Annotated in this window: 17 protein-coding genes; 2 read left to right on the top strand and 15 right to left on the bottom strand. The window is 69.6% G+C overall.

Going from position 1 to position 21051, the window contains the following annotated elements; all coding sequences use genetic code 11:
- Positions 1 to 318 precede the first annotated feature (318 nt).
- From AC3WL7_RS20870 to AC3WL7_RS20815, 12 genes are all read right to left on the bottom strand, one after another.
- Positions 319 to 927 (bottom strand): YbhB/YbcL family Raf kinase inhibitor-like protein, encoded by a 609-nt coding sequence (locus AC3WL7_RS20870; RefSeq protein ID WP_079224663.1) that lies wholly within the window; start codon positions 925 to 927, stop codon positions 319 to 321.
- Between the two features lie 11 nt (positions 928 to 938).
- Positions 939 to 3011, bottom strand: coding sequence for a tetratricopeptide repeat protein (locus AC3WL7_RS20865; RefSeq protein ID WP_492752931.1), 2073 nt, complete (start codon positions 3009 to 3011; stop codon positions 939 to 941).
- 56 nt (positions 3012 to 3067) lie between these two features.
- On the bottom strand, positions 3068 to 4102 hold the full coding sequence (locus AC3WL7_RS20860; protein ID WP_492752929.1) for a YheT family hydrolase: 1035 nt from the start codon (positions 4100 to 4102) through the stop codon (positions 3068 to 3070).
- A gap of 7 nt (positions 4103 to 4109) precedes the next feature.
- A complete protein-coding gene (locus tag AC3WL7_RS20855) occupies positions 4110 to 4901 on the bottom strand; it encodes a lysophospholipid acyltransferase family protein (protein ID WP_492752927.1) in 792 nt (263 codons plus the stop codon).
- A gap of 181 nt (positions 4902 to 5082) precedes the next feature.
- Positions 5083 to 5916, bottom strand: coding sequence for an MBL fold metallo-hydrolase (locus tag AC3WL7_RS20850; protein WP_492752925.1), 834 nt, complete (start codon positions 5914 to 5916; stop codon positions 5083 to 5085).
- Positions 5903 to 6925, bottom strand: coding sequence for an NAD-dependent epimerase/dehydratase family protein (locus tag AC3WL7_RS20845; RefSeq protein WP_492752922.1), 1023 nt, complete (start codon positions 6923 to 6925; stop codon positions 5903 to 5905). The genes AC3WL7_RS20850 and AC3WL7_RS20845 overlap by 14 nt, the downstream gene beginning before the upstream one ends.
- The gene (locus AC3WL7_RS20840; RefSeq protein ID WP_492752919.1) at positions 6925 to 7944 is read right to left on the bottom strand and encodes a 3-oxoacyl-[acyl-carrier-protein] synthase III C-terminal domain-containing protein; all 1020 of its coding nucleotides are present in this window, start codon (positions 7942 to 7944) and stop codon (positions 6925 to 6927) included. Before AC3WL7_RS20840 ends, AC3WL7_RS20845 begins: the two co-directional genes overlap by 1 nt.
- A gap of 5 nt (positions 7945 to 7949) precedes the next feature.
- Entirely contained in the window at positions 7950 to 8384 is a 435-nt protein-coding gene (locus AC3WL7_RS20835; protein ID WP_079224649.1) for a hotdog fold thioesterase, read from the bottom strand.
- A 10-nt stretch (positions 8385 to 8394) separates the two neighbouring features.
- A complete protein-coding gene (locus AC3WL7_RS20830) occupies positions 8395 to 10482 on the bottom strand; it encodes a phospholipase D family protein (protein ID WP_492752915.1) in 2088 nt (695 codons plus the stop codon).
- Complete coding sequence (locus tag AC3WL7_RS20825) at positions 10479 to 11108, bottom strand: YceI family protein (protein ID WP_200733913.1); 630 nt, start codon at positions 11106 to 11108, stop codon at positions 10479 to 10481. Before AC3WL7_RS20825 ends, AC3WL7_RS20830 begins: the two co-directional genes overlap by 4 nt.
- Before the next feature lie 4 nt (positions 11109 to 11112).
- A complete protein-coding gene (locus AC3WL7_RS20820) occupies positions 11113 to 11589 on the bottom strand; it encodes a SixA phosphatase family protein (protein ID WP_079224644.1) in 477 nt (158 codons plus the stop codon).
- A gap of 49 nt (positions 11590 to 11638) precedes the next feature.
- Positions 11639 to 12268: a nucleotide-binding protein gene (locus AC3WL7_RS20815; protein WP_108745648.1), complete on the bottom strand. Its 630-nt coding sequence runs from the start codon at positions 12266 to 12268 to the stop codon at positions 11639 to 11641.
- Positions 12269 to 12391: 123 nt separating this feature from the next.
- Between AC3WL7_RS20815 and AC3WL7_RS20810 the strand changes: the two genes are divergently transcribed.
- A complete protein-coding gene (locus tag AC3WL7_RS20810) occupies positions 12392 to 13876 on the top strand; it encodes an AAA family ATPase (protein WP_079224640.1) in 1485 nt (494 codons plus the stop codon).
- 672 nt (positions 13877 to 14548) lie between these two features.
- Here AC3WL7_RS20810 and AC3WL7_RS20805 read toward each other — a convergent pair.
- Both AC3WL7_RS20805 and AC3WL7_RS20800 read right to left on the bottom strand, forming a co-directional pair.
- Positions 14549 to 15454: an AEC family transporter gene (locus AC3WL7_RS20805; RefSeq protein ID WP_492752911.1), complete on the bottom strand. Its 906-nt coding sequence runs from the start codon at positions 15452 to 15454 to the stop codon at positions 14549 to 14551.
- 85 nt (positions 15455 to 15539) lie between these two features.
- Entirely contained in the window at positions 15540 to 16175 is a 636-nt protein-coding gene (locus AC3WL7_RS20800; protein WP_492752908.1) for a tetratricopeptide repeat protein, read from the bottom strand.
- 168 nt (positions 16176 to 16343) lie between these two features.
- Here AC3WL7_RS20800 and AC3WL7_RS20795 point away from each other — a divergent pair, with 168 nt between their 5' ends.
- The gene (locus AC3WL7_RS20795) at positions 16344 to 20030 is read left to right on the top strand and encodes an indolepyruvate ferredoxin oxidoreductase family protein (protein ID WP_492752905.1); all 3687 of its coding nucleotides are present in this window, start codon (positions 16344 to 16346) and stop codon (positions 20028 to 20030) included.
- An 85-nt stretch (positions 20031 to 20115) separates the two neighbouring features.
- Here AC3WL7_RS20795 and AC3WL7_RS20790 read toward each other — a convergent pair whose 3' ends face one another.
- Entirely contained in the window at positions 20116 to 20730 is a 615-nt protein-coding gene (locus AC3WL7_RS20790) for a DUF938 domain-containing protein (RefSeq protein WP_492752903.1), read from the bottom strand.
- Between the last annotated feature and the right edge of the window lie 321 nt (positions 20731 to 21051).

The raw sequence follows: 21051 nt of genomic DNA, 5'->3' as shown, positions 1-21051 counted from the left end.
GGGATCGTGCCGACCAACGGTCGGCACCTACCAGAGCGGTAGATCCACGCCATGCGTGGATGGATGCCGACGGGTGGTCGGGCACCGAGTGGTAGAGCCGACTGCTGGTCGGCTTGCTTTTGAAGTGCGGAACGCAGCCGGCCAGCGGCCGGCTCTACCCACCACCGAGGGATCGTGCCGACCAACGGTCGGCACCTACCAGAGCGGTAGATCCACGCCATGCGTGGATGGATGCCGACGGGTGGCCGGCTCTACCACCCGACGCGGTTGCGTAGCGTCCGGAAAGGCAACGCCGGCCAGCGGCCGGCGCTACCTGGGTTACAGCGCGGGGTTCAGCGTGTAGGTGCCGTGCAGCGTGGCTTCGGCCAGCACGTGGCCGTGCATGGCGCGGTAGGCATCGGCTGCGGTGAAGCGCTGCGGCAGGTCGAGCGTCGCCACGTCCAGCGCGAACACGCGGAAGAAATAGCGGTGCACGCGCTCGTCGTTGAACGGCGGGTACGGGCCGTCGTAGCCCAGGTAATCGCCGGCCATGTCCGGGTTGCCGGCAAACCAGCCGGTGAAATCGTTCACGCCCTGGCGGCTGCCCGCTGGGCCGGCCGGTGCCGGCTTGCCCTTGGCAACGAAGCCATCGCTGCAGCTGCCCGCGGCGATCTCCTGCACCGAGGCCGGGATATCGGCCATAACCCAGTGCACGAAATCGCAGCGCGGCTGGTCGCGCGGCACGGTCATGTCGGTGCGGCCGACCGTGTCCGGCACGGTCGGCACGTCCGGGTCGACGCACACCAGCAGGAACGAGCGCGTGCCCTCGGGCACGCCACTCCACGCCAGGTGCGGGTTGCGGTCCGGCGCGAAGCCGTCGGCATCACCGGCTGCGAACTCGCGGTCGATCGGGGCTCCGGGGGTGATGCTGTTGCTGTTCAACTGCATGCAATGGCTCCTTACGCTTCGGGATAGCCCAGTCGCACCGCGACCGGGGTCAGCAGATCGAACGCGGCACTCATGACGTCGCTGTAGTGGCGCCAGTGACCGGCCGGGAAACGCGGCGGACCGATGCGCTCGGCCGGCGGGATGGAGGTGTTGAACAGCTCCTGCAGCATGCCGGCAACCACGCGCGGGTCATCGCCCACGTCGTCCATGCGCATCAGCAGGTGCGGGTACAGGTCCTGTTCGTGCAGGGTGGCCACCTGGGCCATCGAACGGGCCAGCCATTCCGCCACTTCGGCCACGTTGTTGACCGCGAACGGGGCCGGCGCGCCGTAGGCGATCCAGTCCAGCAGCATGTCGCGCGGGTCGCGCAGCACCACCAGCAGGCGGCCCTGCGGCAGGTGCGGGCGCAGCGACCACAGCAGGGCGTTGTCCCACCACAGCAGCCAGTCGATGACGGTGTCGTTCTGCAGGCCGCGCTTGCGCAGCGTGTCACGCCAGCCGCTCACCAGGCCGTCCGGGCTGAGGTCGCCCGAGGCCAGCTTCTGCAGGGTGAAGTAGTTCTGGAAGGCATCGTCCGGCGGGGTATGGCCGAAGCGGTCGCTGCGCATCACCGGGCTGGCCCCGGTGAGGGTGACCGCCACGCGTTCCACGCCCGAGCCCGGTGCGCCCCACAGGAAGATCGGCGCGGATGCAGCACTTTCTGCATCGACCTCGCCGAGGTCGGGCCAGCTCGGCGGCGCCTTGGCCTGCGGCGGCAGCGGCAGGCGCTGCGCGCTCTGTTCGGCCTGCAGTTCCAGCCAGGTGCGCAGCGCGTCACGCGGCTGCCCGGCCTGGTCCAGGATTTCGCCCAGCCAGGTGCGCAGCTCGATGCGGCGGCCTTCAGGCGCAGTGTCGATCAGGCCCTGCACGTGGGCGACGGCTGCCGCCGGATCACGCGCCAGCAGCGCGGCGACCAGGCGGGTTTCGCCACTGATGCGGCCCGGCTCCACGGCGATGATGCGACGGGCGATCGCCTCCACGGCGTCGCCTTCGCCGGCCGCTTCATGCAGGCGCAGGCGCGCTTCCAGGGCGGGCACGAACTCGGGCATGGCCTCGATCCAGCGATCGGCCACGGCCACCGCGCCCGGGCTGCCGAAGCCCTCCGGTGCCAGCCGCGCCAGCCACAGGTGCGGCAGCTGGGTGTGCTCGGCCAGTACGGCGTCCAGTTCGGTGCGGGCTTCTTCTTCGCGGCCCAGGCGCTGCCAGCAGGCCAGCAGCAGCTCCACCGTGCGACGGTCGTCCGGGTTGGCCTTCAGCATCGGCCGCAGCTGCTCCAGTGCCTGCATCGGCTGGTCGGCCTGCAGCGCGATCTCCGCGCCCAGCCGCTGCAGCGCCGGCGTATCCAGGCCCGGCACCTGCAGCGCCTGCTGCAGCTGCTGGTGGGCGGCCTCGACATTGCCCTGGCGCAGCGCCAGCTGCACCACCTGGCCATGCAGGCTGGTCATCTTCGGGTTGATCTCGATCACGCGGCGGAAGGCCTGCTCGGCGAAGGCCAGCATGTCCTTGGCCTGGTAGGCCGAGCCCAGTGCATACAGCACGCGCGGGTCGTTGGGCATCTGCCGGGCGGCTTCGGACAGCAGCTGCACGGCACGGTCGGCGTCGTCGCGGTACAGGGCCACCATGCCCTGCAGCGCCATCACTTCCGGATGTTCCGGCTCCAGCCTGGCGGCCATCGTGGCCTGCCGCGCGGCGGTATCGATGTCGTTGCGGCCGATCGCCAGATGCGCCTGCATCAGGTACGCCTCGAAGGCGTTCGGGTTGAGTTCGGTGGTGCGCAGCAGTGCTTCGTCGGCGCCTTCGTAGCGATGCTGGGCCAGCAGCAGGCCGGCCTGCTGCAGGTGCAGCTGTGCATCATCCGGGGCCAGCTGCAGTGCCTGCTGCAGGGCGTCCATTGCGGCTTCGGGCTGGTCCTGCTGCTGCAGCGCAAGCGCCAGCCAGCGATGGGCCTGGGCCTGGCCGGGTTCGTCGTGCACCCACGCCTGTGCCAGCTGCACGGCCTGTGCGGCATCGTTCTGGCGCAGGGCCTGGAGGATCTGGTCTTGCATGGCAGTCCGCTTCAATGGCAAACCCGCATTGTAGCGGGCTGCGCGCCGGCGCCGGTTCAGCCCGCCAGCACCCGCTGCAGGCGCTGGGCCACCCAGCGTTCGGAGAAGCCGTCGCCGCGCCAGTTTTCCAGGAACCCGCAGTGGCCACCCCAGCAGGCAGTTTCCAGCCGCGCCTGCTGCGGCAGCTGCCAGTTGCTGAAGGTGGAATAGGGAATGACCGGATCATCCTGGGCCATCAGGATGTCGGCCGGCACCTGCAGGGCGGACAGGCGATCGCCCGCGATCGAGTAGCCATCAAAGTACGCCTGCAGCGAGCCGAAATCGGTATGCCGTTCCACCAGCCACGCGGTCAGCGCGCGGATGTCCAGCTTCAGCACGCGGTCGTCGCAGTCGCTCAGTTCGGGGAACAGGTCGCGCTTGCGGCGCAGCGAGCCGGCCCACTTGCGGCGGAAGTACCAGTCGTACATCGCCGGGCCGCTCTCGATGCTGTCCATGGTCAGCGCCGGGTCCAGCACCGGGCATACCGAGGCCACCCGCTGCAGCGGCACGCCGGCCGCCGGCGCGCGCAGGGCCAGGCGCAGCACGAAGTTGCCGCCCAGCGAATAGCCCGCCGCCACCAGCGGCAGGTCCGGCCAGCGCCGGGCGATGTCACCGGCCGCCTGCACCACTTCATCGATGCGGTTGGAGTGGAAGATGCCGGGGTTGAGGTGGTGGGTGTTGCCGTGGTCGCGGAAGTTCAGCCGCACCACGTCGAAGCCCTGGTCGATCATGCGCGCGGCCGCCATGCGCATGTAGCTGGATTCGGCGCTGCCTTCCCAGCCGTGCAGCAGCAGGGCCATGCCCTTCGGCTCGCGGCCTTCGATGTGGCTGTGCCAGCCCTGCAGGCGCACGCCGTCGCCGCCATCGAGGATCAGTTCTTCACTGACCGCACCGGTGGCGGCCAGCAGCAGCAGGCCGCGCTGGAGGCGCATGCGGCTGGAGCTGAGCATGGACTGCAGGTGCGGATTGCGCAGCCAGCGCGGCGGCTGGTAGTCAGCCGCATGCAGCGTCGGCGTGCCGGCGTCCAGCAGGGGTGGCGGGATCAGTGCCACCGCACGCTCACTCCCCGCTCATCGCCGCCACGATGCGCGCGCGCGAGGTTTCCGCGATGCGTCGACGGCCTTCCAGGTCCTGGGCACCGATCGGTGCCAAGAAGTGCACTTCCGCACGTCGCGCCGGCTCACCGAGCAGGCGCAGGAAATTGGCGAAGAAACTCTCGCCCGGCCCGAAGGCCACGATGGTCTGGGCATCGCCACCGGTGCCGTAGACCAGGGCCACCGGCTGCACCGGCACGCCGGTTTCAACCGCGGCCTGGAAGATGCGCGCATGGAACGGGCCCACTTCGTGGCCGCCACGGGTACGCCCTTCCGGGAACACGCCCACGGCCTTGCCATCGCGCAGGCGGTCGGCCATCAACTGCATCACCCCGCCGAGCGATTCGGTGTTGCCGCGCTGGTGGAAGATGGTCTGCCCGCGCGCGGCCAGCCAGCCCACCACCGGCCAGCTGGCGATCTCGCGCTTGGCGACGAAGCCCATCATGCGCTGGCTGTGCAGGATGGAGATATCCACCCAGCTGACGTGGTTGGCGACGAACAGCACCGCGCCCGGCAGCGGCGTGCCGATCTGCGCCAGGCGGAAGCCGAAGATCCACATCAGGCCGCCCTGCCACCAGTTGACGACCTTGGCACCGAAGGTGGCGTCGCCCACGCGCAGTTCGCCCCACGGCGGAAGCATGCCGATCAGGATCAACGGCAGGAACACGAGGATGTGGACCAACAGCAGCGGTACGCGGTACAGGTAACGGCACACACGCGCCACGCCGCCACGGGGGGCCGGAGTGGGGGAAGTCATCCGCGCACGATACCGGAGGGCTGCAGCGGCTGCCAGCCGATTCTGGCCATAAGTCCTATTGACCGCGGCCATGGGCGGGAACACGGTGTCCTGTTGGCGGGGCTGGCGGGGCTGGCGGGGGACTCGTAGAGTCGAGCTTGCTCGACTGGCCGGGCCTGACAGCAGTCGAGCAAGCTCGACTCTACGGGTTGGCCGGGGGCCGCCACAGGCCGCAATGGGCCGGCACCAGCTGCAGGTCGCTGACCTGGCGCTGGGTGTGCTGCAGCCGCTGCAGGGTCTGCCGGTAGGTCGCGGTGTGGCCCAGCAGGGCGGTGACCAGGCGCGGTGGTGGCACGCCATCGGTGATGGCCGCACTGGACCAGGCCGCGTCGGCCACCAGGAACACGGGTCGGCCATCGGCACCTTCGAACAGCAGGCCATGCTGGCCCACCGCGTGGCCCGGCAGCGGCACCGCCAGCAGGCTGCGGTCACCCAGCACGTCGCGTCCGCGGCCAAAGGCATCGAAGGGGCGCGGCAGGCCGACCTCCGGCAGGCTTTCCAACCAGCCCATGCGTGGCGCCGCATCGCGGGTCAGCGCCGGCAGCAGGCCCACGCTGAGCGCGCGCAGGCGCCCGCGCGCGGCCTGGTCCTGCCATGCCGCGCGCGAACACAGCAGCGGCACCCCGGGAAAATCGAGCACGCCACCGACGTGGTCACCATGCAGGTGCGAGAGCACCACCAGGCCGATGTCGGCCGCGGCGATGCCGCGCTTCTGCAGCTGCGCGCGCACGCTCTGGCCCGGGCCCAGGTGCACCGGCGTGACCCAGCGGTAGAGGCGCTCCGGGAAGCGCGCGGTGGCCTGCAGGAACGCGTCCGAATATCCGGTGTCGAACAGGATCGGCCCGCGCTGCGGGTGGTGCAACAGGGCCACCAGCGCGGGGAATTCGCAGCGGTGCCAGCTGGCACCCTGGCGGACGGCGCGCTGCGGGTGCACGCAGTGGCCGGCCTCGATCAGTTCCCACTCAAGCCGTGCCATCGGTGCCCCCGTGCTGGTTGCAGGCGTGCTGCTTCCAGTGCGCGGCGAAGGCCTGCAGGGCCGCCTGCACGCCGGTGCGCGGGTCGTAACCCAGGTCACGCCGCGCCGCGCTGATATCCAAAGTCTGCGAGTAGCCCAGCACGCCCACGCCATAGCGGGTCAGGCGCGGCTCGGGGCGCCCGGGCCGCAGGCGGGCCACGGTCTCGGCCATCCCCGCCGCTGCCAGTGCCAGGGTGCGCGGCACCGTGCGCAGGCGCACCTGCAGGTCCATCGCCTCGAACAGGCCGTTGACCAGCGCATGCACGTGCAGCGGCGTGCCGGCACTGATGTTGTAGGCGCGCCCGCTGCAGCGCGCATCGGCCTGCAGCGCCAGGACCACCGCCTGCACTGCATCGTCGATGGGGGTGACGTCGATCAGCGCGCGGCCGCCATGGATCAGCGGGAAACGGCCGCTGGCGGCCACCGCCAGCAGGCGCGGCAGGATCGCGCGGTCGCCCGGCCCGAACACCGCGCGCGGGCGCAGCACCACGGTGTGCAGCCCCTGGCGTGCGGCAGCGGCCACGGCCACTTCCGATTCCCATTTGCTGCGGGCGTAGTCGGTGATCCAGCGGCGTGGCGGCTGGAAGCGTTCATCCACGCCGTACTGGTCGGCAAAGCGGAAGTAGATGCTGGGCGAGCCCAGGTGGACCAGGCGGGCGACGCCGGCCGCCTGTGCGGCCTGCAGCAGGCGGGTGGTGGCCAGCACGTTCGCCCGCTGGAACGCGGCCGCCGTGCCCCAGGGTTGCGACATCGCGGCGCAGTGCACGACCGCGTCGCAGCCCTGCAGCAGCGGCGCCAGCGCATCGTCGGCGAGATCGGCGCTGGCGGTCTCGATACCGTGCGCGGCCAGCGCCTGCAGCCGGCGCGCATCGCGCCCGCTGCCACGCACCTGCCAACCCTGCGCCGCCAGCGCGAGCGCGACATGCTGGCCGATGAAGCCACTGGCGCCGGTGACCAGGACCGTGCGCATCAGTAGCGCAGTACCGCGCCGCCCAGCGCCAGGCCGGCGCCGGTGCCGATCAGCAGGGCCTGGCCGCCGCGCGGCAGGCGACCGTCGATGAGCGCCTGGTGCAGGGCCATCGGCAACGACGCTGCCAGCTGGTTGCCGTGCTCGCGCAGGATGCGCACCAGCCGCTGCGGCGGCAGGCCCAGCGCGCGCTGCAGGTGGTCCAGGGCCTGGCCGCTGGCCTGGTGCGGCACGATCACATCACACGCGTCCAGCGCGGTGCCGGCGCTGTCCAGCAGATCCTGCAGGAAGCCGGGCAGGCGCCGCGCGGCTTCGCGGTACAGCGCCTTGCCCTGCATCTGGAAATGGTGGGCCGCGCGGTAGGCATCGACATCATCGACCAGGCGCATGCCGGTGCCACAGGTCGGCACCTGGCACAGTCCGGCACCGTCGCCATAGGTGCGCAGGCGGGTCGCCAGCAGCGCCGAGGCCTGGCCGTCGGCGGCGCGTTCAACCAGCATCGCCACCGCGCCATCGCCGAACAGCGGTGCGGTCAGCGGGTCGTCCGGGTCGAGGCCGGCACTGGGAACATCGCTGCAGACGATCAGCACGCGGCGGTAGCGGCCCAGCGCCAGCAGGCTGCCGGCCATTTCCAGCGCCACCACGAAGCCCAGGCAGGTGGCGTTGACGTCGAAGGACGGGATGCCGCTGTCGCCCAGGCCGAGGGCGCGCTGCACCAGCACGGCCTGGCAGGGAATGGCCTGCTCCATCACCCCGCAGGCGGAGAGGATGCAGTCGATATCGGTGGCGGCCAGCGCGGCCTGCTGCAGGGCCTGCCGTGCCGCCTGCGCGCCCATCCACGAGGCGCGCTCATCGGCTGCCGCATGTCCGCGGCTGGCCACGCCACTGTGCCGCTCGACCCAGCCGGCCGGCTTGTTCCAGCGCCGGTCGAACTGCTCCGATGGCACGCGCTGGCGTGGCAGGTAGGCGCCGCTGGCAATGATCCGCAGCGGCAGCGCAGCAGGGGCAGCCGGGCCGGGCATCGGCCTCAGCCGTGGCCTGCGGCCACCACCGCCAGGGTCAGCCGCGAGATGCACACCAGCCGGCCCTGTTCGTCTTCAATGCGGATTTCCCACAGCTGGGTGCTGCGGCCCACGTGCACTGCACGCGCGGTGCCGGTGACGGTGCCGCTGCGCACGGCACGCACGTGGTTGGCGTTGATCTCCAGGCCCACGCAGACCTGCTTGCCGGTATCCACGCAGAGATTGCCGGCGCTGCTGCCCAGGGTCTCGGCCAGCACCACCGAGGCGCCGCCGTGCAGGATGCCGTACGGCTGGCGGGTGCGCTCGTCGACCGGCATGGTGGCCTGCAGCCAGTCATCGCCGGCGGCGGTGAAGGTGATGCCCAGGGTATCGATGGCCGTGCCACGGCTGAGCGTGTTGAGCTGGTCGATGGAGACGGCTTCGCGGAACACCTGGGTCATGCGGGTACCTTCAGAGAATGGGGACGAGGCCGGCGCCGAATGCCGTCAGCATGCGCACCAGCAGCCACTTCGGGCCGACGTTCACTTCGGGGAAATCACCGACGGGCACGTAGCAGCGGTGGAAATCCGGGCTCTGCCGCGGCAGCGGCTGCGGGCAGTCCACACCGGGCTGGAACTCGTAATCGGTGGCGTAGCGCCACGGCCAGAAATCAAGGATGGGCAGCGCCTCGGAGGCCTTGCCCACGCTGTAGTTCAGCCCGGACAGCACCGGCGGCTTGGCGCGCGGCGCCACCGTCCAGGAGTTCTGCGGGTGGGTATCGCGCAGGATGCTCTGCGCCAGCTGTTCGGCGAACACCGGGTCATCGATGATCACCGCGCCTTCGGTGTTGTAGTTCTCGCTGCGCGGATCGAAGTTGTGCGTGCCGACCACGCCGATGCGGCGATCGACCACCAGCGACTTGGCGTGCAGGCCCATGCGCGCGCCCTTGCGGGTGACCGGCAGCGGCTTGTTGACGGCCTTGCTGCCCAGGAACGACGGTCGCGTCTCGGTACGCAGCAGGCGCGTTTCCACTTCGCTGCCGGCGGCACGGCGGCGCGCGCGGCTGTTTTCGTAGGCGCTGCCCAGCCGCGGGTGCTCCACTGCCGGGCGCGTGTCCTGCGCGTCCACGTCATCGCCTGCGGCGGCCAGCGGGGCCGGTGCCGCGTCATCGCCGCCGCCGGCATTGCTGCCGGCCGCACTGCCGCCGATCAGCGGGTTGCGCACGCCCTGGCCGGCCGTGGCACTGCCACTGCTGCCCAGCGGGTCGGGCAGCAGGTTGCGGTAGTCCACCGGCGCATCCAGCGGGAACGGCTTGTATTCGAAGATGTTGAAGCCCAGTTCGCGCATGTTGCGCCGCTTGTACTTGTACGACAGCGCATACACGATCGGGTTGTCGGTGGCCGCCAGGCTGTTGCTGGACACCACCACGCGCGGCGGCTCGGGCCGCTTGCGCAGCTCGCGGAACAGCTTCTGCGCCGGCTTGGACAGCACCAGGTACGGCGTCTGCAGGATCACTTCCTTCTGCGCGCCGGAAATGAGTGCATCCAGCTGCGGTTCGGTGACGTGCTGCCCGGCCAGCGGTGCATCCGCGCGCTCGCGGCGGTGCTTGCGTGGCAGGTCGGCCACATAGCGCACCGAGTGCACCGGCAGCGCGGTATCGACGAACGAACGGGTGACGAAATCGCTGTCGTTGGCCTCCTCGCTGACCCGCTCCACCCGCTCGGGGCGGCGGAACTGCGCCGGCGGCATGGTTGGCACGCCCTGCTTGAGCAGGGTACGGCCGACATCGTTGAGGCGCTCGGCGGGCACGCTTCGCGGCGCGCGCCAGAACGCATCGAAGTTGGCGGCCATCGCGCGCGCTTCCGGGCCGGCGATCAGCACGTCGCGGTCGCGGAAGTTGTACTCGCGGTCCCAGTCGTAGTAATCGTCCTGGTAATTGCGGCCACCGACCACGCCGATCGCGTCGTCGATGACCAGCAGCTTGTTGTGCATGCGCTGGTTGAAGCGGCGGAAGCAGCACAGCACGCTGCCGGCATAGTCGAAGTAGTTCAGCCGGGCCTTGCCGAAGGTGGGGTTGTAGACCCGCAGTTCGAAGTTCTGGTGGGCGCCGGACAGCGCCCCCAGGATCTCCAGGTCGGAAATCGCCGAGAGCTGGTCGATCAGCACCCGCACCTTCACCCCGCGGCGCGACGCGGCCAGCAGTTCGTCGATGACCAGCCGGGCGCTGTCGTCCTTGTCGAAGATGTAGGTCTGCAGGTCGATGCTGCGGGTGGCACTGCGCAGCAGGTTCAGGCGGGCGACCAGGGCGCCCTCGCCTTCATCGAGCAGGGTGGCGTAATGCAGCGGCTGCGCTTCGGTCGATTCGCTGAATGCGCGGCCGGCCAGGGCCCGCAGCGGCGAATCCTGGGCGCAGCGGTCGGCGCGCTGGCAGTCGACCTGGGCCGAACGGGCCTGCACCGCGATCGCCTGGGCACGGTCGCGCTCGGCGTGCGACAGCGACGCGCAGCCGCTGCCCAGCAACACGGTTGCCAGCGCCAGTACACGCAGCAGGAGGTTCACGGTTTCGGCGCCTCGCTCAGGCGGGCTCGTAGTACGAAGGTCACTCGGTCACTCAAGGCAAGCTGCCAGCTGTCCATGCCGTACCGGCCTCGCTGCACGGTACCGCGGCTGACGACGTCGCAATCATAGCCGGGTCGGGAACATTCCGCTTTCTCCACCCGCAGGGTCTCCGGGTGGCTGACCCCGCGCAGGGTGAGCCGGCCCTGGATGTCGCCGCCGTCACCGATGGTGTCCGGCCAGTAGGGCAGCGAGTCGAACTCCACCGACGGGTAACGCCCGGCATCGAAGAACTCCGGCCCGCGCATCCAGCCGGTGTAGCGCTCCTTGCCCGGGATCTCCACCGAACGGGTGAACATCTTCAGGTGCACCTGGTGGCGGCCATCGGACAGCACTTCGACGCGCCCGTCGAAATGCGGGAACAGCCCTTCGATGCGCTGGCCGAAGCGGGTGCGCACCTCGAAGCCGATCCGTGAACGCTGCAGGTCCAGGTGCAGCACGCGCGCCGACGCGGCCGACGCCAGTGCTTCCACCGGCGGCAGCGGCGTGGGCGGTGGCGGGGCAGCCCAGGCCGGGCTGCAGGCCAGCAGCACCGGCAGCAGGCAGCGGCCGGGCCGTGCCAGGATCATCGACTCACGGCCACCAGAAGGCGTTCAGGCTGGCCACGCCCGGCTCGATCGCCGCCTCGCGCGGGAACCCGAGCACGGCCACGGCGGCCGGCGGCATGCCCCGGTAATCGCTGCTGGTGCCTTCGGTCATCAGCGCCACCAGCCGTTCCAGGCCGGGGTTGTGGCCGACGATCAGCACCCGGTCGAGGTCACGGCGCTCATCCACGAGCGCGGCCAGGGTGCCGGGGGTGGCTTCGTAGATGCGGTCTTCGAGGCGCTTTTCGACATAGCCGATGGTCGCCAGCACCGCTTCCAGGGTCTCGCGGGTGCGCCGCGACGGCGAGCACAGCACGCAGTCCGGCAGCAGGTTGTTTTCCTTCATCCACTTGCCGGCAGCCTCGGCTTCGGCAAGACCCACCGGCGACAACGGCCGATCAAGGTCGGCCTGGCCGGGGGTGGCCGGTTCGGCATGGGCATGGCGCAGCAGGATCAGTTCACGCATCGCGAGGTTCCATGAAAGTGAGGGTGCAGTAAAACGGGTGACGTACGCGTCACAGCTTCAACCAGGCCAGCAGCGGCTCCCAGTCGGCCTGGTGCTCGCGCACCTGGGCCGAGCGGTAATCGAACAGGCTGCGGCCGAGGCCGGTCATCACCACGTAGCTCTGGCTGTCGCGCAGCTGGGCAACCACCGGGTAGGGCCACTCGCCCAGCATCTGCAGCGCCTGCTGCGAGGTCTGGGTCCACGGCTTGGTGCGGTTGAGGACCAGGCCCACCGGCAGCTTGCGGCTGTGCACGCGCGGGTTCTGCGCCAGGCTGTTGAGGAAGCCGACGATGGCTTCGATGTCCAGCGCCGAGGGCAGCACCGGTACCACCACGGCATCGGCGGCATCGAGGAAATGGGGGATATCGTCGGCCAGCGCGCCGGCGGGTGCATCGATGATGACGGTATCGGTGCCGTCGGGCAGCTTCTGCGCCCACTGCTTCTTTCGATATACGTCGATGGGCAGGACGGCGCTGTCCAGCCCGGCCCGGCGCTGCGCCCAGCGGGTGCTGGAGCCCTGCGGGTCGGCATCGGCGATCACCGTGGCCTTGCCCTGCAATGCCGCGTAAGCGGCCAGGTGGGTGGCGACGGTGGTCTTGCCCACCCCGCCCTTGGAACCGGCCACCAGGATCGTCTTCATGCCAGCCTCGCTTCCGGGTACGTGCCCCGAGCGTACACCGCCGATGGTGACGGAAGGTAGAGACGGCCTGAATCAATCTGCCACGGCTTTGCTATCGTGGCGCCCCCGAAGGATCGAACCGGCATGAGCGAACTGCAGGACCTGAGCGCGTTGATCCGCGCCAATACCCCCCTGATCGTGATCGAGACCCAGGACGAGGCTCGCATCGTCGAACTGTTCCGGCAGACGCTCATGCACGTCTGGCGTGCCCTGCACCGCTGGTCGATCACCGAGGGCCTGCGCCGCATCGACCTGGAACGCGAGGACGATGCGATCGGCCCGCCCGATGCCAGCGCCGCCCTGCAGATGATCCGCCAGGCCGAACAGCGCGGCATCTACCTGCTCCTCGATTTCCACCCCTACCTCGGCTACGCCAGCCACCAGCGTGCGCTGCGCGACCTGATCCAGCGCCGCCACAGCCAGCCGCACGTGCTGGTGCTGATCGGCGCCAAGGTCGAGCTGCCGGCCGAACTGGAAGCGCTGGCGGTGCGGTTCAACCCCCGCCTGCCCGATGCCAACGCCCTGCTGAAGATGCTGCGCGAGGAGGCCGACGCCTATGCCCGCGAGCATGGCGGCCGGCGCGTGGAAGTGGACAGCGAAGCGGTCAAGAAGATCCTGAAGAACCTGCAGGGCCTGAGCCTGGTCGATGCCCGCCGCATCGCCCGCCAGCTGATCTACGCCGATGGCGCGCTGCGCGACGACGACCTGCCGCAGCTGGCGCGGCTGAAGTTCGAGCTGCTCAACCGCAGTGGCCACCTGTTCTTCGAACATGACAGTGCGCGCTTTGGCGACGTGGCCGGCGCCAACCGGCTCAAGCGCTGGATCAACCAGCGCCGGGTGGCCTTCATCGCCGGCTCGGCCCCGGCCGGGCTGGACCCGCCGCGCGGCATGCTGCTGCTGGGCGTGCAGGGCTGCGGCAAGTCGATGCTGGCCAAGGCCACCGCGGCCGGCTTCGGCGTGCCGCTGCTGCGCCTGGACGTGGGCGCGCTGTACAACAAGTACCACGGCGAGACCGAAGCCAACCTGCGCCAGGCGCTGGCCTCGGCCGAGCAGCTGGCCCCGTGCGTGCTGTGGATGGACGAGATCGAGAAGGGCCTGGCCAGCGGTGGCGACGATGGCGGCGTATCGCGCCGCGTGCTGGGCCACCTGCTGACCTGGATGGCCGAGCGCAAGGCGCCGGTGTTCATCGTGGCCACCGCCAACCAGGTGCACGAGCTGCCGGCCGAGCTGCTGCGCAAGGGGCGTTTCGACGAGATCTTCTTCGTCGACCTGCCGCCGCCGGACGTACGGGTGGAGCTGCTGCGGCTGCACCTGGGCCGGCGCCAGCTCAACGCGGATGATTTCGCCCTGCCGGCGCTGGCCGCGGCGGCGAACGGGTTCTCCGGCGCGGAGATCGAGCAGGCGATCGTGGCGGGGCTGTATTCGGCGCATGCCGAAGGCCGGCCGCTGGATACCGAGCTGCTGATGACCGAGATCCGCGCGACACGGCCGTTGTCGGTGTTGATGGCCGAGCAGGTGGCGGCATTGCGCGAGTGGGCGTCGGGGCGGACGGTTTCTGCGGACGACTGAGGGTTTCCGGCCAACGGCGGAGCCCCTCGTGGCTGGCGGTTGGTCGCCAACGGCGGGTCATGCGCGTGGCCGGGCGGGTAGGCCGCGCGGGGGACGCCGTGAATCCGTCCATGGAGGCTTGTGAGCGCCATCCATGGCGCTCGCACCCCCGCGCAACCTACCCGCCCGACCCCTGACCGTTTCCGTGTGCGGTCAGCCACGGAGAAGAAAAGAAGAGCAGGAGCAGAAGCCGGTCGCTTCGCTCTCATCCACGCATGGCGTGGATCTACCGTGTCGACCAAGGTCGACACCTACCAAGAGCAGAACCGAATTCCGACCCCGTGCCGACCAACGGTCGGCACCCACCATCAGCAGCAGGTTCCGACCCCGTGCCGACCAACGGTCGACACCTACCAAGAGCAGGACCGAATTCCGACGCCGTGCCGACCAACGGTCGGCACCCACCAGAGCAGAATCTGGATCGGCACCGACCCACAGCCGCGGGAAACTGTCGAAGGCGGGGTGGGTCCGGTGGCAGGGGTGTGAGCCGCATGGATGCGGCGACCAAGCCCCCATGGACGGGTTTACGGCGTCCCCTGCCACCGGACCCACCCCGCCATCCCTCAGGAAACCAGCTTTTGCTCTTGCCGTTGCATTGAGCGGGTGCAGGGCTGCAAGCCCTGCCAATAACCATCACCCCAGTACCCACATCCACGCCGGCAGCGTCACCAGCGACAGCACGATCCCATACCCCACCAGCGCCGCCGCCAGCCGTGGCGCCAGCCGGTGCGAGATCGCCAGCGCGGCAGCGGTGATCATCGTCGGCATCGCCGATTCCAGGACGTTGGCCTTCAACATCAGGCCCTGCATGCCCAGCGCCCACGACAGCGGCAACGCCAGCGCCGGCAGCACCAGCAGCTTCAACAGCAGGCCCACCGCCAGCGGCCGCAGCTCCTCGCGGCGCAGGCGCAGCTGGATCGACAGCCCCACCGCCAGCATCACCAGCGGCAACATCGCATCGGCCAGCTGCTTCAGGGCGGTGGCGATCCACGACGGTGGCTGCGCCGGCATCAGCACCAGGGCGAACAGCAACGCCCACAGCGGCGGGAAGCGGCCAATGCGGGCCAGCACCTGCAGGGCGGTCGGCGGGCGGTCGCCGCTGTAGCGCGCCAGCACCAGCAGGCCAAAGGTCGACAACAACAGGAAGGTGCCGAACTGGTCGTAAACCACGGCATAGGGCAGCGCCGCATCACCCAGCAGCGCACGCACCATCGGGTAGCCGATGAAACTGGAATTGGCCAGGGCCACGCAGATCAGCAGCACCGCGTGCACGTCGCGGGCGAAGCCGAACACGCGGGTCGCCAGGCTGACCAGCGCCCAGGTGGCCAGCATCAGCAGCCACGGCGTGGCCATCAGCCCCAGCAGGCTGGCATCCAGCTGCAGGCGCGGCACGTAGGTCAGCACCGCCGCAGGCAGGCAGACGTACAGCACCACCTTGTTCAGCGTCTCGGCGGCGTTGTCCGGCAAGGCGCGCAGGCGGGCGAACAGCATGCCCAGCCCGAGCATGGCCAGGATCAGGGCGAAGGCATCGAAGGCCATGGGCATCTCCCCTTCAGGCAGATGCCTGCGACCTTTTCGATTGTGCGATGCAGCACCGCAGGCGGCAAGCGCCTGCGGTCGTGGCTCACGGCCAGGCCGGCGGCGCTGCGGCCCAGGCCTGCTGCACTTCCGCCAGGCTGGCCCGCTCATCATCGCGCCAGCCCGGCAGCAGCTGCGCATAGCGGCTGCTGTCGCTCCACTGGCCAGGCTCGGTGCGCACGGCGGCGGCATACCACTTCACCGCCTCCTGCTGCTGGCCGGCCCGCCACAACGCCAGCGCGTAGGTCGGCGGGATCCAGGCCGCGTTGCTGCGCAGGTTGTTGGCCACCGATTGCCACTGTTCCAGCGCAGCCAGTGCCTGGCCCTGGCGCAGCAGGTCCCAGCCGTAGTTCCAGCGCACGCTGCGGCCCAGGCTGCTCTGCACGGGGGCTTCGGCCAGGGCCTCGCGGTAGAGCTGCTCGCCCAGCTCCGCACGGCCCTGCGCGATGGCCACCGAGGCCAGCTGCACCGAGGCCTCCAGCGTCTTGCGCCCACGCTCGCGCTGCTTCAGCAGCTGCGCGACCAGGTCTTCGCCGCTGCCGGCCACCACGATGATCGGCGCGGCGGCAGCATCATTGTCGAAATAGAACTCCTGCGGTACCGGCAACGCCGGTGCGGCCCACGCGCACGCCGCGCCCGAGACCAGCAGCACGCCGGCCACGAACTTTCCTGCAACTGACATCAAAAATCCCCCAGGTTGAAACACCAACCTCCCCTCTCACCCCGATCCTAACCCCAGCACGGCCACCGATGCGAGTGCCGGGCCTTCCGGGCCCCACTGTTACAATCCGCGCCTTTCCCGCCGCGTGCCCGCACGCGGCCGGTGCCAGCCGATCCTACCGGGCCAGCCATGACCAGTACCGCGCAACTCACTTCGCCCTCCTCCGCCGACCTGATCGACCGTGATTACACGCTCGACCACAAATACACCCGCAACGAGGGGCGGATCTACCTGAGTGGCGTGCAGGCGCTGGTGCGGTTGCCGCTGATGCAGCGCCTGCGCGATGCGCACGAGGGCATCGACAGCGCCGGCTTCGTCAGTGGCTACCGCGGCAGTCCCCTGGGTGGCTTCGACCTGGAGCTGTGGCGCGCGCGCCAGCACCTGGAAGCGGCCAAGGTGAAGTTCACCCCGGGCCTCAACGAGGACCTGGGCGCCACCATGGTGTGGGGTACGCAGCAGACCAACCTGTTCCCCGGCGCCAACGTGCAGGGCGTGTTCGGCATGTGGTACGGCAAGGGCCCCGGCGTGGACCGCTGTGGCGACGTGTTCAAGCATGCCAATGCCGCCGGCACGTCGCGATACGGCGGCGTGCTGGCGCTGGCTGCCGATGACCATGCCTGCCGCAGCTCGACCCTGCCGCATGGCAGCGAGGACGAATTCGTCAGCGCGATGATGCCGGTGCTGAACCCGGCCGGCGTGCAGGACATCCTCGACATGGGCCTGCTGGGCTGGGCGATGAGCCGTTACACCGGCCGCTGGGTTGGCTTCAAGACCATCGCCGAGACGGTGGAATCGTCGGCCTCGGTCGAGGTCGATCCGCTGGCCCGGCGCATCGTGCTGCCCGAAGACTTCGACATGCCCAGCGGCGGCCTCAACATCCGCTGGCCGGACCCGCCGCTGGACCAGGAAATGCGCCTGCACCGCTATGCGGTGAAGGCGGCCCAGGCCTTCGCCCGCGCCAACGGCATCGACAAGGTGGTGATGGACGCGCCGCGTGCGCGGCTGGGCATCGTCACCACCGGCAAGAGCTACCTGGACGTGCTGCAGGCGCTGGAATACCTGGGCCTGGACGAAGCGGCCTGCGCCGACATCGGCATCCGCGTGTACAAGGTCGGCATGACCTGGCCGCTGGAGCCGGAGGGCATCGCCCGCTTCGCCCAGGGCCTGGAAGACATCATCGTGGTGGAGGAGAAGCGCGCCTTCATCGAGCGCCAGATGAAGGAACAGTTCTTCAACTGGCCGGTGAGCTGGGGCCAGCGCCCGTCCATCGTCGGCAAGTACGACGAGAGCGGCGAGTGGATCCTGCCGTCCACCGGCGAACTGACCCCGGCCACCATCGCCGGCGTGATCGGCCGCCGCATCCAGAAGTTCTTCAACAACGAATCGATCGAACAGCGCCTGCAGTGGATGCAGGAGAAGGAAGCCGAGCTTGCGTTGCCGCGCGCCACCTTCCCGCGCGTGCCGCACTACTGCTCGGGCTGCCCGCACAACACCTCCACCCAGGTGCCGGAAGGTTCGCGTGCGCTGGCCGGCATCGGTTGCCATTACATGGTGACCTGGATGGACCGCAGCACCGACACCTTCACCCACATGGGCGGCGAAGGCGTGACCTGGGCCGGGCAGGCGCCGTTCACCGACACCGCGCACGTGTTCCAGAACCTGGGCGACGGCACCTATTTCCACAGCGGCTCGCTGGCGATCCGCCAGGCGGTCGCCGCCGGCGTCAACATCACCTACAAGATCCTCTACAACGATGCGGTGGCGATGACCGGCGGCCAGCCGGTGGACGGCCCGCTGAGCGTGCCGGACATCGCAAAGCAGATGCGCGCCGAGGGCATCCACACCATCGTGGTGCTGTCGGACAACATCGGCAAGTGGACCGGCCAGCGCGAGCATTTCCCCAGCGACGTCGAGTTCCACGACCGCAGCGAACTGGATGCCGTGCAGAAGCGCCTGCGTGAAGTGAAGGGTGTGTCGATCCTGATCTACGAACAGACCTGCGCCACCGAAAAGCGCCGCCGCCGCAAGCGCGGCAAGCTGGAAGACCCGCAGAAGCGCGTGCTGATCAATTCGCTGGTCTGCGAAGGCTGCGGCGACTGCGGCAAGAAGAGCTTCTGCGTGTCGGTGCTGCCGAAGGAAACCGAGTTCGGGCGCAAGCGCGAGATCGACCAGTCCAACTGCAACAAGGACTATTCCTGCGTGAATGGTTTCTGCCCGAGCTTCGTCACCGTGCACGGTGGCCAGCCGCGCAAGGGCAGCAAGCGCGATGCCTCCACCCTGCTGGACAACCTGCCGGCACCGGTGGTGCGCGGTACGCTGGAACAGCCCTGGAACATCCTGATCACCGGCGTCGGCGGTACCGGCGTGGTGACCATCGGCGCGCTGCTGGGCATGGCCGGCCACCTGGAAGGCAAGGGCGCGACCGTGCTCGACCAGACCGGCCTGGCACAGAAGGGCGGCGCGGTGACCACGCACATCCGCATCGCCCGCCGCCCGGACGACATCCACGCCGTGCGCATCGCCGCCGGTGAGGCCGACCTGGTGCTGGGCTGCGACATGGTGGTGGTGAACGATTACTGGGCGCTGTCGAAGGTGCGCGCCGGCCGTTCGCAGGTGGTGCTCAACACCTATGAGGCGATGCCGGGCACCTTCACTACCCGCCCGGACATGCAGTTCCCGGCCGCCGACATCGTGGCCGGCGTGCGCGTGGCGCTGGGCGGCCAGGAACCGCTGCAGCTGGACGCCACCCAGCTGGCCACCGCGCTGCTGGGCGATGCCATCGCCGCCAACCTGTTCATCCTCGGCTACGCGTGGCAGCACGGCCTGGTGCCGCTGTCGTTCGACTCGCTGATGCGGGCCATCGAACTGAACGGCGCCGCCGTGGCGATGAACCAGCAGGCGTTCGCCTGGGGCCGCCTGGCCGTGGTCGACCCGCAGGCCGTGCAGCAGGCGGCCGGCCTGGTGCGCAACCGCCACACCGATACCGAATCCACCCCGGGCCCGCTGCACCCGCTGCCGCCGGGCGAATGGGAAGGCAACGAATGGGGCGCCACCGCCGCACCGCGCAACACCGCCGACGAACGCGAACTGCGCGGCCTGCCCTCGCACGGTGGCGACGTGGCCTTCCTGCCGCTGGACGACGCGCGGCTGTCGCGTTCGCTGGATGAAATGATCGAGCGCCGCAGCGCGTTCCTGGTCGAGTACCAGGATGCCGCCTATGCCAACCGCTACCGCAGCCTGGTCGAGCGCGTGCGCGCCGCCGAGGCCGAGCGCATCGGCGGTTCCACGGCGCTGACCGAGACCGTGGCCCGCTACCTGTTCAAGCTGATGGCCTACAAGGACGAGTACGAAGTGGCCCGCCTGTACACCAGCGGCGATTTCCAGCGCCGCCTGCAGCAGCAGTTCGAGGGCGATTACCAGCTGCGCTTCCACCTGGCGCCGCCGCTGTTCGCGAAGAAGGATGAGCAGGGCCGCCTGCTGAAGAAGGAATACGGCCCGTGGATGTTCAAGGCCTTCGGCCTGCTGGCGAAGCTGAAGTTCCTGCGTGGCGGCCGTCTGGATGTGTTCGGCCGCACCGAAGAACGCCGCATGGAGCGCCAGCTGATCGCCGACTACGAAGCCACCGTGCAGCAGCTGCTGGAAGGCCTGGAAGACGGCCGCCTGGCACTGGCGGTGGAAATCGCCAGCGTGCCCGAGCACATCCGCGGCTTCGGCCACGTCAAGGAAGCACACTACGCGCAGGCCAAGGCACGCGAAGCTGCGCTGCTGGCGCAGTGGCGCAACCCGAAGGCGCTGCACATCGTGCAGGTGGCTTGAAGGCCGCAGAAACGGTAGTGCCGGCCGCTGGCCGGCATCCCTCCAGGCAATCGGTTGCCGGCCAGCGGCCGGCACTACCCGCGGTTCAGCCCAGGCGCCACAGCAGCAGGCGGTTGTTGGCCGGCATCGCCACGTCGCGCAGGCGGGTGAAGCCATTGTCCTCGGCCAGCGCCTGCACCGCTTCGCTGTCGCGGATGCCGCTGCGCGGGTCGCGTGCCTTCAGCCAGGCATCGAACTGCGCGTTGCTGTCGCTGGTGTAGCGGCCGCCGTAGTTGAAGGGCCCGTAGACCGCCAGCAGCGCACCATGGCGCAGCAGCGCGGGCAGCGCGGCGAACAACGCCTGCACGTGCTGCCAGCCCATGATGTGCAGGGTATTGGCACTGAACGCCGCATCGAACGTGCTGCCTGCGGGCAGCACCAGGCCGGGTGCGGGCGGCAGTTCCACCTGCAGCGGCACCGGCGGCAGCAGGTTGAGCAGCGCGGCCTCGGCGCGCCAGGCCTCGATGCCGGGCAGATGATCCGGGTGGTCGCTGGGCTGCCAGCGCAGCCACGGCCAGCGCTCGGCGAAGAAGGCCGCGTGCTGGCCGGTGCCACTGCCGATCTCCAGCACCCGATGCCGGTCGCCTATCCACGGGTCGAGCGCCGCCGCGATGGGTTCGCGGTTGCGTTCGCAGGCTTCTGAATACGGCTTGCTCGACATCGGGGAACGTCCAGGCGGGGTCGGCCCATTGTGCACGAGGGGGGTGTTCTGGGCAGGGCTTGCAGCCCTGCACCTGCTTCAAGCCACAGCAACGTCAACGTCAAATGCCTGCATTCCGTGGGTTGGCGGGGTGGGTCCGGTTGAGGGGGACACCGTAAATACGTCCATGTAGGCTCGGTCGCGCCATCCATGGCGCTCACGCCCCCTCAACCGGACCCACCCCGCCTTCGACAGACTTCCGCGATCTGCCGGAACGGCGTTCTGCTTTGGTGGGTGCCGACCGTTGGTCGGCACGGATGAATTCATTCGATATCTGACAGA

This window comes from Stenotrophomonas sp. FW305-3-2-15-E-LB1, from assembly GCF_058787375.1.
This window is presented reverse-complemented; position numbering and strand designations above follow the sequence as displayed.